Annotated in this window: 9 protein-coding genes; all 9 read right to left on the bottom strand. The window is 71.9% G+C overall.

The window, feature by feature from the left end:
- Positions 1-170: 170 nt before the first annotated feature.
- The 9 genes from AS857_RS31325 to AS857_RS31285 all read right to left on the bottom strand — a co-directional run bounded on the left by AS857_RS31325 (position 171) and on the right by AS857_RS31285 (position 12,869).
- Complete coding sequence (locus tag AS857_RS31325) at positions 171-1,868, bottom strand: proline--tRNA ligase (protein ID WP_058046524.1); 1,698 nt, start codon at positions 1,866-1,868, stop codon at positions 171-173.
- Between the two features lie 118 nt (positions 1,869-1,986).
- On the bottom strand, positions 1,987-2,520 hold the full coding sequence (locus AS857_RS31320) for a GNAT family N-acetyltransferase (protein WP_058046523.1): 534 nt from the start codon (positions 2,518-2,520) through the stop codon (positions 1,987-1,989).
- A gap of 45 nt (positions 2,521-2,565) precedes the next feature.
- Positions 2,566-3,411 (bottom strand): GNAT family N-acetyltransferase, encoded by an 846-nt coding sequence (locus AS857_RS31315; protein ID WP_058046522.1) that lies wholly within the window; start codon positions 3,409-3,411, stop codon positions 2,566-2,568.
- A gap of 197 nt (positions 3,412-3,608) precedes the next feature.
- Entirely contained in the window at positions 3,609-4,766 is a 1,158-nt protein-coding gene (gene ispG, locus AS857_RS31310) for a flavodoxin-dependent (E)-4-hydroxy-3-methylbut-2-enyl-diphosphate synthase (protein WP_058046521.1), read from the bottom strand.
- A gap of 174 nt (positions 4,767-4,940) precedes the next feature.
- A complete protein-coding gene (locus AS857_RS31305; RefSeq protein WP_058046520.1) occupies positions 4,941-6,242 on the bottom strand; it encodes a M50 family metallopeptidase in 1,302 nt (433 codons plus the stop codon).
- On the bottom strand, positions 6,239-7,516 hold the full coding sequence (dxr, locus tag AS857_RS31300) for a 1-deoxy-D-xylulose-5-phosphate reductoisomerase (protein ID WP_058046519.1): 1,278 nt from the start codon (positions 7,514-7,516) through the stop codon (positions 6,239-6,241). The genes AS857_RS31305 and dxr overlap by 4 nt, the downstream gene beginning before the upstream one ends.
- Before the next feature lie 326 nt (positions 7,517-7,842).
- Entirely contained in the window at positions 7,843-9,777 is a 1,935-nt protein-coding gene (locus AS857_RS31295; RefSeq protein WP_058046518.1) for an acyl-CoA dehydrogenase family protein, read from the bottom strand.
- A 346-nt stretch (positions 9,778-10,123) separates the two neighbouring features.
- Entirely contained in the window at positions 10,124-11,083 is a 960-nt protein-coding gene (locus AS857_RS31290) for an NADP-dependent oxidoreductase (RefSeq protein WP_058046517.1), read from the bottom strand.
- 340 nt (positions 11,084-11,423) lie between these two features.
- Positions 11,424-12,869 carry an aldehyde dehydrogenase family protein gene (locus AS857_RS31285; RefSeq protein ID WP_058046516.1) on the bottom strand — a complete coding sequence of 482 codons (1,446 nt, stop codon included), beginning with the start codon at positions 12,867-12,869 and terminating at the stop codon, positions 11,424-11,426.
- Between the last annotated feature and the right edge of the window lie 75 nt (positions 12,870-12,944).

Genomic DNA, 12,944 nt, shown 5'->3' with positions numbered 1-12,944 from the left:
ACGGGCCGCCCCATGCGCATCCAGCATCCGCCCCATGCATGTCCCGCCCCGGCCCCATGCGGTACGGGTATACCCCGCCCCATGTGGCTGGGGTGTGTCCCGCCCCATGCGGCTCGCGTCGCCGCCCCATGCGGCCGGGGCACGGGGCCCCGGCCGTGTCCGGCGAACCGTCAGCCGCGCGCGCTCAGCCGCTCGATCGCCTCGGCGACCGGCAGCTCCTCACGGGCGCCCGTGCGCCGGTCCTTCAGCTCGACGAGCCCCTGGGGCGCCCCGCGGCCGACCACCAGGATCTCCGGGATGCCGATCAGCTCGGCGTCGGTGAACTTCACGCCCGGGGAGACGCCGGTGCGGTCGTCGACGAGGACACGGACGCCTGCCGAGCCCAGCTTGTCCGCGAGCTCCAGGGCGAGTTCGGTCTGGACCGCCTTGCCGGCGGCGACGATGTGCACGTCCGCGGGGGCGACCTCACGGGGCCAGCACAGGCCGGACTCGTCGTGCGTCTGCTCGGCGAGGGCCGCCACGGCGCGGGAGACGCCGATGCCGTACGAACCCATGGTGACGCGGACCGGCTTGCCGTTCTGCCCGAGGACGTCGAGCCCGAAGGCGTCGGCGTACTTGCGGCCCAGCTGGAAGATGTGGCCGATTTCGATCGCCCGGCCGATCTCCAGTCCCGCGCCGCAGCGGGGGCAGGGGTCGCCCGGCTCGACCACGACCACGTCGAGGTACCGGTCCACCTCGAAGTCCCGTCCGCAGACCACGTTGCGGGCGTGCTTGCCGGGCTTGTTGGCGCCGGTGATCCACGCGGTGCCGGGCGCCACGCGCGGGTCGGCGAGGTAGCGCAGCTTGATCCCCTGGGGGCCGACGTAGCCCCGTACGAGGTCGGGCCGGTCCGCGAAGTCCTCGGCGGTGACCAGCTCGACGACGGCGGGCGCCAGGTGCTCCCCCAGCTTGCCGAGGTCGACCTCGCGGTCGCCGGGCACGCCGACGGCGGTGATCTCGCCGTCGACCTTGACGAGGAGGTTCTTCAGCGTCGCGGAGGCCGGCACGCCGAGGTGGGCCGCGAGGGTCTCGATGGTGGGCGTGTCGGGCGTGTCCAGCTCCTCGACGGCCCCGTGGCCCGCGGGGTCGGAGGGGGTCACGGCCACGGTGACGGCTTCGGTGTTGGCGGCGTAGTCGCAGCTGGGGCAGTCCACGAAGGTGTCCTCGCCGGCTGCTGCGGGCGCCAGGAACTCCTCGGACGCGGAGCCGCCCATGGCGCCCGAGACGGCGGAGACGACGCGGTAGTCGAGGCCCAGGCGCTCGAAGATGCGGGTGTACGCCTCGCGGTGCAGGCGGTAGGACTCGGCGAGCCCCTCGTCGGTGGTGTCGAAGGAGTAGGAGTCCTTCATCTGGAACTCGCGCCCGCGCAGCACGCCGGAGCGGGGCCGGGCCTCGTCGCGGTACTTGGTCTGGATCTGGTAGAGGATCACGGGCAGGTCCTTGTAGGACGTGCACTGGTCCTTGACCGTGAGGGTGAAGATCTCCTCGTGCGTGGGGCCGAGCAGGTAGTCGGCGCCCTTGCGGTCCTTGAGGCGGAACAGGAGGTCGCCGTACTCCTCCCAGCGCCCGCTCGCCTCGTAGGGCTCCTTGGGCAGCAGGGCGGGCAGCAGGACCTCCTGGCCGCCGATGGCGTCCATCTCCTCCCGCACCACGCGCGAGACGTTCTCCAGCACCTTCTTGCCGAGCGGCAGCCAGGTCCAGACACCGGCGGACGAGCGTCGGACGTACCCGGCGCGGACCAGCAGCTTGTGGCTGGCGGTCTCCGCGTCGGCCGGGTCGTCGCGCAGTGTCTTCAGCAGCGTGGTGGACATGCGCTGGACATGGGCCATCGTTGGTCTCCTGGCGGGGCGTAGGGAATGGTCAGGAGATTAGCGGCAGCCCGGTGCTCCGCTGAAACGAGTTCTCGCGCCGGGCGGCCCGCACGGCCCCTCCCTGCGGCCCCGTGCCTCACCCCAGCAGCGGCAGCGGGGCCCCCATCACCACGTACGGGCTCTGCGCGCTGGGGAAGTGCACGGGGCGCGCCAGGTCGCGGTAGCCGAGCCTGCGGTAGAGGCCGCGGGCGGGGGACTCGGTGTCGATGGCGGAGAGGATCGAGCGCGGCTCGGCGGCGCAGTCGGTGATGGTGGTGATGAGTGCCCGGCCGATGCCCTGTTTCTGGAAGTCGGGGTGGACGTGCAGCTCCGTGATGACGAAGGAGTCGTCGAGCCAGCCTTCGCTGCCCGTGGCGCGCAGGTAGGGCTCGACCACGCCCGACCACCAGTGGCTGCGGTCGTTGGGCATCCCGTAGACGAAGCCGACGAGGCGCCCACCGTGGGTGGTCGCCCCGAGCGCACGCGCACCGCGGGAGGCGAGGTGGCGCAGCACGATGTGCCGCCGGACGGCGACCTCTTCCGCGGTGAGCCCGAAGGCCAGTGCCTGCACGGCCAGCGCGTCGTCGACCCGCGCGGCGAGGTCGAGCGGCCCGACCACGATGTCATCCATGCGGGGAGGCTACCCGCACGCTCCCCGCGAGCGGTGGCCGGCGGCTCAGAACAGCACGCTCATGAACGCGCCGGTCTCCTCGAAGCCCACGCGCCGGTAGGCGGCCCGGGCGGCGGTGTTGTAGTCGTTCACGTAGAGGCTGACGACGGGCGACACCTCGGCGAGGGCGTAGCGCAGGACGGCCGCCATGCCGGTCACGGACAGGCCGCGGCCGCGGCACTCGGGGGCGACCCAGACACCCTGGATCTGGCAGGCGCGGGGCGTCGCGGCGCCGATCTCGGCCTTGAAGACGACGCGGCCGTCCTCGATGCGGGCGAAGGAGCGGCCGGAGCCCACGAGCTCGGCGACGCGGGCCTGGTAGAGGAGCCCGCCGTCCCCGGCGAGCGGGGAGACGCCGACCTCTTCGGTGAACATGGCGACACAGGCCGGCATGATCACTTCCATCTCGTCCTTGCGGATGCGGCGGACGAGGGGGTCGGGTTCGACGTCGGCGGGCATGGAGCGGGTGACCATGAGGGGCTGGTGGCCGCGGACCTCGCGCGCGGGGCCCCAGTGGGGCTCGAGGAGCGACCAGAGCGCGGACGTGGCCTCCGCGGGGCCCACGATGGAGGAGCAGCGGCGCCCTGCGCGGCGCGCGCGGTCGGCGAAGGCCCGTACGGCCTCGGGGCCCGCGCAGATGGGGACGAGGTTGGCGCCGGCGTAGCAGAGGGACTCGAGGCGGCCGCCCGAGTACCAGCCCCACATCTCGCCGCCGAGCCGCCAGGGGTCGAGGCCCGCGACCTGGACGCGGGCGGCGACGAAGGCGTTGGCGACGGGGTCGCGGTCGAGGACGTCGAGGGCGGCCTCGATGTCACCGGGCTCCAGGACCTTGGTGGTGGTCGTCGTCAGCACGTGTGGATTTGCCTCACCGTCGCGGGGCCCGAGGCCGGAGGAACAGGTCTTGGAACTGTACCTCCCAGCCTCCTGGACGCACTCCCCTTGCGGCCGCACGGGGCGGGAAGCAACGGTGCCCCGCCCCGTGCCGGACGGGGCGGGGCACCGAGGGCTCCGCGGGGTTGCCCGGGCGCACGGGGCGCGGGGCGGCAGGGTCAGCCGGCGACGCTGATCTTGGGCTCGCCGGAGGCGACGCCGTCCTTCTCCATCTGCTCGGCGATCTTCAGTGCTTCCTCGATGAGGGTCTCCACGATCTTCGACTCCGGCACGGTCTTGATGACCTCGCCCTTGACGAAGATCTGCCCCTTGCCGTTGCCCGAGGCGACACCCAGGTCGGCCTCACGGGCCTCACCCGGACCGTTGACGACGCAGCCCATCACCGCGACGCGCAGCGGCACCTCCATGCCCTCCAGGCCGGCGCTGACCTGGTCGGCGAGCTTGTACACGTCCACCTGCGCACGACCGCAGGACGGGCAGGAGACGATCTCCAGGCGGCGCTGGCGCAGGCCCAGGGACTCCAGGATCTGCATGCCGACCTTGATCTCCTCCGCCGGCGGCGCCGACAGCGAGACGCGGATGGTGTCGCCGATGCCCTCCGACAGCAGCGCACCGAACGCCACCGCGGACTTGATCGTGCCCTGGAACGCCGGGCCGGCCTCGGTCACGCCCAGGTGCAGCGGGTAGTCGCACTGCGCCGCCAGCTGACGGTACGCATTGACCATCACCACCGGGTCGTTGTGCTTGACCGAGATCTTGATGTCGCGGAAACCGTGCTCCTCGAAGAGCGAGGCCTCCCACAGCGCCGACTCCACCAGCGCCTCGGGCGTCGCCTTGCCGTACTTCTGCAGCAGGCGGCGGTCCAGCGACCCCGCGTTCACGCCGATACGGATCGGGGTGCCCGCGTCGGAGGCCGCCTTGGCGATCTCCTTGACCTTGTCGTCGAACTGCTTGATGTTGCCCGGGTTCACACGGACCGCGGCGCAGCCGGCGTCGATCGCGGCGAAGACGTACTTCGGCTGGAAGTGGATGTCCGCGATGACAGGGATCTGCGACTTCTTCGCGATGACGGGGAGCGCGTCCGCGTCGTCCTGCGTGGGGCAGGCCACACGCACGATCTGGCAGCCCGACGCCGTCAGCTCCGCGATCTGCTGGAGCGTGGCGCCGATGTCCGACGTTCTGGTCGTGGTCATCGACTGCACCGAAACGGGCGCGTCGCCTCCGACGGCCACGGAGCCGACCTGGATCTTGCGGCTGACCCGGCGGTCGGCGAGCTTGATCGGAACGGAAGGCATTCCAAGCGAAATCGCAGTCATGTGGCGAGCAACCCCAAGGTGTGAATCAAGGTCCCGAGATCGGCGGGCTCCGCTTCGAGATTACGGCACCCGATCCGTTCGAAGCACATCCCACCGCGGAGACCCCTCAAACGCAGACGACCGGCCACACACTGCGGCCGGTCGCCACAAACGGGCGTTTGTCCACACATCGCGCTAGGTGAGCCGAACCGGATTCACCACGTCCGCGATGAGGACGAGAAGAGTGAAGCAGATGAAGATTCCCGCCACCACATAGGCGACCGGCATCAGCTTCGCCACGTCGAACGGACCGGGGTCGGGGCGGCGGAACACCTTCGCGAAGGCACGCCGTACGGATTCCCACAGGGCCCCGGCGATGTGCCCGCCGTCCAGCGGCAGCAGGGGCAGCATGTTGAACAGGAACAGCGACAGGTTGAAGCCCGCGACCAGGAACAGCATGGTGGCGATCTGCTGCGACGGCGGGATGTCGAGGTTGAACACCTCGCCGCCGACCCGCGCCGCGCCGACGACGCCCATCGGGGAGTCCGCCTTGCGCTCGCCGCCGTCGAAGGCGGCGTTCCACAGGTCGGGGACCTTGCTCGGCAGGGCGATCAGCGACTCGACGCCGGACTGCACCATGTCGCCCATACGGTCGACGGACTGGCCGAAGGTCTGCGGCACGACGCCCGTGGCGGGCGCGAAGCCGAGGAAGCCGGCCGTCACGTACTGCCCCTTGATGGGCACGCCCTTGCCGTCGTACTTCTGGACCTGGTTGGAGATCAGGTTCGCGTTCAGGGTCTTGCGGACGCCGTCCCGCTCGACGGTGACCGTGGCGGGGCCGGTGGTCTTGCGGATCTCCTTCTGGAGCGTGGCCCAGTCGTTCGTGCGGTGCCCGTTGAACGCCACGATCTTGTCGCGCGGCTTGAGGCCGGCGGCCTTGGCCGGGGAGTCCGGATTGCCCTTGCCGCACTTGTCCGTCTGGGCGCTGGCCGCGACGACGCAGTCGGAGACGGTGGAGACGGTCGTGGTCTGCGTGTTGATCCCGAAGGACATCATCACGCCGAGGAAGATCACGACGGCCAGGACGAGGTTCATGAACGGCCCGGCGAACATCACGATGACGCGCTTCCACGGCTTGCGCGTGTAGAAGAGCCGGGAATCGTCGCCGGGCTGGAGCTCCTCGAAGGCGGCCGAGCGGGCGTCCTCGATCATGCCGCGCCACGGCGAGGTGGAACGGGCGGCGATCCGGCCGTCCGCGCCGGGCGGGAACATTCCGATCATGCGGATGTAGCCGCCGAGCGGGATGGCCTTGATGCCGTACTCGGTCTCGCCCTTCTTCCGCGAGAAGATCGTCGGCCCGAAGCCGACCATGTACTGCGGCACGCGGATACCGAAGAGCTTCGCGGTCGACAGGTGGCCCAGCTCGTGCCAGGCGATCGAGAAGAGCAGGCCCACCACGAAGACGACTATCCCGAGGACCGTCATCAGTGTCGTCATGCGCGGGCCTCCGAGGTCGCCTTCGCGGTACGGGCCGCCGGGGCCGTCCGCGCTGCCAGTTCACGGGCCCGGGCTCGTGCCCAGGCCTCCGCTTCCAAGACGTCCGCGACGGTGAGGCGGGTTCCCGTGGTGGGCGTGCCGTGTTCCGCCACCACCTCCGCGACCGTATCGACAATCCCGTTGAACGGCAGCCCGCCCGCGAGGAAGGCGTCGACGCACTCCTCGTTGGCCGCGTTGAAGACGGCGGGCGCCGTGCCCCCGAGCTCGCCTACGTGCCGGGCGAGGCCGACCGACGGGAAGGCCTCCTCGTCGAGCGGGAAGAACTCCCAGGTGGAGGCCGTGGACCAGTCGAAGGACGGGGCCGCGTCCGGGATCCGCTCCGGCCAGCCCAGGCCGATGGCGATGGGGCCGCGCATGTCCGGCGGGGTGGCCTGGGCCAGCGTGGAGCCGTCCACGAACTCCACCATCGAGTGGACGTAGGACTGCGGGTGGACGACGACCTCGATGCGCTCGAACGGGATGTCGTACAGCAGGTGCGCCTCGATGACCTCCAGGCCCTTGTTGACCAGGGTCGCGGAGTTGATCGTGATCACCGGCCCCATGGACCAGGTCGGGTGCGCGAGCGCGTCCTCGCGGGTCACGGAGGCCAGCTCGGCCTTCGTACGGCCCCGGAAGGGCCCGCCCGAGGCCGTGACGACCAGCTTGCGGACTTCGGCGCGCGTGCCGCCCAACAGCGCCTGGAAGAGCGCGGCGTGCTCGGAGTCCACGGGGATGATCTGGCCGGGCTTGGCAAGCGCCTTGACCAGCGGGCCGCCGACGATCAGCGACTCCTTGTTGGCCAGCGCGAGCGTCCGGCCGGCCTCCAGGGCCGCCAGGGTCGGCGCCAGGCCGATCGAGCCGGTGATGCCGTTCAGGACGGTGTGGCACTCGCTCCGCGCCAGCTCGGTGGCCGCCTCGGGCCCCGCCAGGATCTCGGGCAGCGGCTCCGCCCCGTACAGCGCCGCCAGCGCCTCGCGCAGCGCGGGCACCGTCTCCTCCCGGGCGACGGCGACGGTGCGCACCCGCAGCTGCCGCGCCTGCTCGGCGAGGAGCCCCACGCGGCCGCCGGCGGCCGACAGGCCGGTCACCCGGAACCTGTCGGGGTTGCGGAGCACGAGGTCGATGGCCTGGGTCCCGATCGAGCCGGTGGAACCGAGGATCACGATCTCGCGCGGTTCGCCCGCGGCGGTGGGGGCGGAGTAGCGCAGATGCGGGTCAGCGAGGGAGTCCGTCATGGGCTCATTGTTGCGTCTTCCGACCGGAGAGCGGACAGGGAGCCCCCGTCCGCCCCTCGGTGGGGAGGCGTGGGCAGGGGGCGGGCGGGTTTGCCCGCATGGGGCGGGGCGGAGCCGCATGGGGCGGTGGACGCGCGCGCATGGGGCGGGAGCGGGCGCCGCATGGGGCGGGGAGGTACCCGCACGGGGCGGAAGCCATTCCCTGCACGGGGCGGAAGTACCCTCTTCCCCGCATGGGGCGGGAAAGCCCCCCGCAGGGCGCTGCCCCGCGTGGGGCGGAGAGCACCCCGCACGGGGCGGACGGCGCCGCGCGCGGGGCGGCGGTCTCAGCGGATGGGGCGGTGGACGTTGTCCGTCTTGGCCGGGCCGGGGGTGGCGTCCGCGATCCAGGGGCCGTCGCCGCTGGGGTCGAGGATGCCGGCCTCGAGCCACTCGTACGCCCCGGACATCACTCCGGAGACGACCTTGCGGTCGAGGTCGTCGGTGTTCGTCCACAGCCGCCCGAAGAGCTCCTCCGTGCGGATCCTGGCCTGCCGGCAGAAGGCATCGGCGAGCTCGTACGCTTCCGCACCGTGCTCGCCCTCGGCACGCAGCCGCTCCGCACGGACGCACGCCGCGCTCATCGCGAAGAGCTCCGCGCCGATGTCGACGATGCGCCCGAGGAAGCCCTGCTTGGTCTCCATGCGGCCCTGCCAGCGCGACATGGCGTAGAAGGTGGAGCGGGCGAGTTTGCGCGAGGAGCGCTCGACGTAGCGCAGGTGGGTGGCGAGGTCGCGGTGGCCCGAAGGGTGGAATTCCGCGTAGGTGCGCGGGAGCTGCCCGGGGCCGGCGACCAGCTTGGGCAGCCAGCGGGCGTAGAAGCCCCCTGCGCGGGCCCCTGCGCGGGCTTTGTCGCCCAGGGACTTGTCCGGGTCGATGAGGTCGCCCGCGACCGAGAGGTGGGCGTCCACGGCCTCGCGGGCGATCAGCAGGTGCATGATCTCCGTGGAGCCCTCGAAGATGCGGTTGATGCGCGCATCGCGCAGCATCTGCTCGGCGGGGACGGCGCGCTCGCCCCGTGCGGCGAGCGAGGCGGCGCTCTCGTAGCCCCGTCCGCCGCGGATCTGCACGAGTTCGTCGGTCATCAGCCAGGCCATCTCGCTGGCGTACAGCTTCGCGAGGGCGGCCTCGATGCGGATGTCGTTGCGGTTCTCGTCGGCCATCTGGCCGGAGAGGTCGAGGACGGCCTCCAGGGCGAAGGTGGTCGCCGCGATGAAGGCGATCTTCGATCCGACCGCCTCGTGCTTGGCGATGGACTTGCCCCACTGCTCGCGCGCCGTGGACCACTCACGGGCGATCTTCAGCGCCCACTTGCCGCCGGCGACGCACATGGCGGGGATGGACAGCCGTCCGGTGTTGAGCGTCGTCAGAGCGATCTTGAGCCCTGAGCCCTCCGGGCCGATGCGGTTGGCGGCGGGGACGCGCACCTGGTGGAGACGGGTGACGCCGTTCTCGATGCCCCGCAGGCCCATGAAGGCATTGCGGCGCTCGACGGTGACGCCCTCTGCCGCGGCCTCGACGACGAAGGCCGTGATGCCGCCCTTGTGGCCCTCGCTCCTGGGGACGCGCGCCATGACGACCAGCAGGTCCGCGACGACGCCGTTGGTCGTCCAGAGCTTGACCCCGTCGAGAATGTAGTCGTCACCGTCGGGGACCGCGGAGGTGGCGAGGCGCGCGGGGTCGGAGCCGACGTCCGGCTCGGTGAGCAGGAACGCCGAAATGTCGGTGCGGGCGCACCGCGGCAGGAAGGTCTCCTTCTGCTGCTGGGTGCCGAAGAGCTTGAGCGGCTGGGGCACGCCGATGGACTGGTGGGCGGAGAGCAGCGCGCCGACGGCGGGGCTGACGGAGCCCACGACGGCGAGGGCCTTGTTGTAGTAGACCGACGTGAGCCCGAGGCCCCCGTACTTGGTGTCGATCTTCATGCCGAGGGCGCCGAGCTCCTTGAGCCCGTTCACCGTCTCGTCCGGGATCCTCGCCTCGCGCTCGATCCGGGCGGCGTCGATGCGCGTCTCGCAGAAGTCGCGGAGCTTCGAAAGAAACTCTTCGCCGCGCCGTACGTCCTCCATGGCCGGCGTCGGATGCGGGTGGATCAGATCGAGGCGGAACCGGCCGAGGAAGAGTTCCTTGGCAAAGCTCGGCTTCTTCCAGTCCTGCTCCCGGGCCGCTTCGGCGACCTGGCGTGCTTCGCGCTCGGAGACCTGTCGTACGGATGGTGCGGTCATGAGGCACCTCGCCGCTTCAGTCGGGGCCGTCCCGGTCGGCTACCGACCGGTACTACTGGACCGTATGTACCCGATCCTCCCGGCATCTACCAGACCTCGCGCAACGTTCCGGCCCGAGGCGTAGCGGGAGCCCCGTGCAGGGCGCGAGGCGGGGCCCCATGCAGGGTGCGGGCAGGGCCCCATGCGGGGTGTGAGGCCAGCGCCCCGGGTTGCGCAGGCAAGTGCGCTCCGGGTGTGGGCTACGGGGCACGCGCTGTGCGGGCAGGAGGCCGGTCTGCAGCAGCCGCGCGCGGGCCGTGCGGGCCGCATGGGGCAGTGGCATGGGGCGGGTGACGTGGGCGGGCGGTCAGTCGCCGACAGTGAGCACGATCTTCCCGGAGGTGCGGCCCGTCTCGCCGAGCTCGTGGGCCTTGCCGGCCTCGGCGAGCGGCAGGACCGCCGCGATCTCGGTGCGCAGCCGCCCGGACTCGACGAGCTCGCTGATGCCCCGCAGGCCCGCCAGGTCGGGCTCGACCATCATCCGCACGGCGCGGATGCCGCGCTCCCGCGCCTCGGCGAGGACCGGCTCCGTGAGGGGCAGCAACGAGACGAGGGTGCCGCCGGAGCGGAGGGTGCGCAGCGAGCGGGCCGGGTAGTCGCCGCTGATGGACTCCACGACGGCGTCGAGGTCGCCGAGCTCCTCGGCGAAGTCCTGCTCGCGGTAGTCGATGAGTTCGTCGGCTCCGAGGCTCCGCAGGAAGTCGTGCTTGGCGGCGCTGGCCGTGCCGATGACGTACGCGCCCCGTGCCTTGGCGATCTGGACGGCCAGGTGGCCCACGCCGCCCGCCGCCGCGTGGATCAGCACCCGCTGCCCCTCGGTGACGCGGGCGGTGTCCACGACGGCCTGCCACGCGGTGAGCGCGGCGAGGGGCAGGCCGGCTGCCTGTACGTGGTCGAGCCCCTGCGGCTTGGGGGCGAAGTGCCGGGCCGGCGCGGCAACGTACTCGGCGTACGCGCCGGCCGGGTGCGGGAAGCGCGGCATGCCGTACACCTCGTCGCCCGGGGCGTACAACGTCACGCCGTCACCGACCGTCTCGACCACGCCCGAGACGTCGAAGCCGAGGCCGAAGGGCGTGGTGTCCCCGGTGTAGTAGTAGCCGCGCGTCCGGGTCTTCCAGTCGACCGGGTTGACCCCTGCCGCCCGTACCCGCACCAGGATCTCGGTGGGCCCCGGCACGGGGCGGTCGGTCTCGACCAGCCGCAGCACCTCGGGGCCGCCGGCGGACTCCTGGCGGATGGCGTGCATGCGGGCGGGTGCTGCGGTCATGACGGTGCGCTCCTTGCGGTCGTGCCGTTTCGATACCCCCAGACTTCCGGAGATCACGAACGGCGACGAGCGGCCTGACTGCCACGGCTCGCAAGGATCCGGCCAGACGGGAGCGCGAGGCGGGCCCGAAGAGCGGCGCTGCCGCTCGCCGCGGCCGACCGCATGGGGCGCCGCACGGGGGGGGGACCGCATGGGGCACCGGCCCCGCGCCCCATGCGGCTCGGCACACGGCCGGGCGGGGCGCAGGCAGAAACGCCGAGGGCCGGGGCGCGCTTCGTGCGCGCCCCGGCCCTCGGACGGGACTTCTCTGCCTGGGCAGGTGCCTGCAGGCAGTTCCCTGCTAGAGCGCCAGGCCCGTCAGGACGAGCACTCGCTCGTAGGTGTAGTCGTCCATCGCGTAGCGCACGCCCTCGCGCCCGACGCCGGACTGCTTGGCGCCGCCGTAGGGCATCTGGTCCGCACGGTAGGACGGCACGTCGCCGATGATGACGCCACCGGTCTCCAGCGCACGGTGCGCCCGGAACGCCGTCTGCAGGTCGTGCGTGAAGACACCGGCCTGCAGACCGTACGGCGAGTCGTTGACGGCGGCGAAAGCAGCCTCCTCGCCCTCGGCCTTGGTGATCGTCAGGACGGGGCCGAAGACCTCCTCGCAGGCGATGGTCACGTCGGCCGGCACGTCCGCGAGCACGGTCGGGGCGTAGGTCGCGCCGTCGCGCTTGCCGCCGGTGAGCAGAGCGGCGCCCTTCTCCACGGCCTCGTCCACCCAGGACTCCACGCGCTTGGCGGCGTCCTCGCTGACCAGCGGGCCGACGTCCGTCGCGGCGTCCGACGGGTCACCGGTGACCTGCGCCTCGACGGCGGCCACGACCTTGGGCACGAGGCGCTCGTACAGCGAGGCGTCGGCGATGACGCGCTGCACCGAGATGCAGGACTGGCCGCCCTGGTAGTTCGAGAACGTCGCGATGCGCTGTGCGGCCCAGTCGAGGTCCTCCTCGGAGGACCAGTCGGCCAGGACGACGGCCGCACCGTTGCCGCCGAGCTCGAGGGTGACGTGCTTGCGGGGGGCGGAGTCGAGGATCGACCAGCCGACCGGCCCGGAACCGGTGAAGGAGATGACCGGCAGGCGCTCGTCCTGGACGAGGGCGGGCATGCGGTCGTTCGGGACCGGCAGCACGCTCCAGGAGCCCGCCGGCAGGTCCGTCTCGGCCAGGATCTCGCCCAGCACGAGGGAGGAGATCGGGGTCGCCGGAGCGGGCTTGAGGATGATCGGCGCACCGACGGCGATCGCGGGGGCGACCTTGTGGGCGCTCAGGTTCAGCGGGAAGTTGAACGGCGCGATGCCCAGCACGGTGCCGCGCGGGAAGCGGCGGGTCAGCGCCAGGCGGCCGGTGCCGCCCGCGTCGGTGTCGAGGCGCTGCGCGTCGCCGGCGTTGAAGCGGCGAGCTTCCTCGGCGGCCCAGCGGAAGACGGAGACGGCGCGGCCGACCTCGCCGCGGGCCCACTTGATGGGCTTGCCGTTCTCGGCGGAGATGAGCTGGGCGATCTCCTCGGTGCGCTCGGTCAGCCGCTTCGCGACGTGGTCGAGGGCGGCGGTCCGCACGTGCGCGGGCGTCGCCGCGAACTCCTCTCGGACGGCGTGCGCGGCGGCCACGGCCTCCTCGACCTGTGCCTCGGTGGGCACGCTCACGGTGCCGACGAGACGGCCGTCCCAGGAGTTCGTGACGTCGAAGGTCTCCTCGCCGGTGGCCTCGCGGCCGGCCAGCCAGAACGCGTGGGGAGCAGTCACAATCCCGGCCCTTCCCAAGTGGTGTGGATATTGCTCCCCCACGGTAGGTGCGGGGCGGCCGGGCGCCGATTGTCC

Source organism: Streptomyces roseifaciens, from assembly GCF_001445655.1.
In the GTDB taxonomy this organism is placed as follows: domain Bacteria; phylum Actinomycetota; class Actinomycetes; order Streptomycetales; family Streptomycetaceae; genus Streptomyces; species Streptomyces aureoversilis.
Note: the sequence above shows the minus strand (reverse complement) of the source record. Positions and strands in the feature narration are given on the sequence as shown.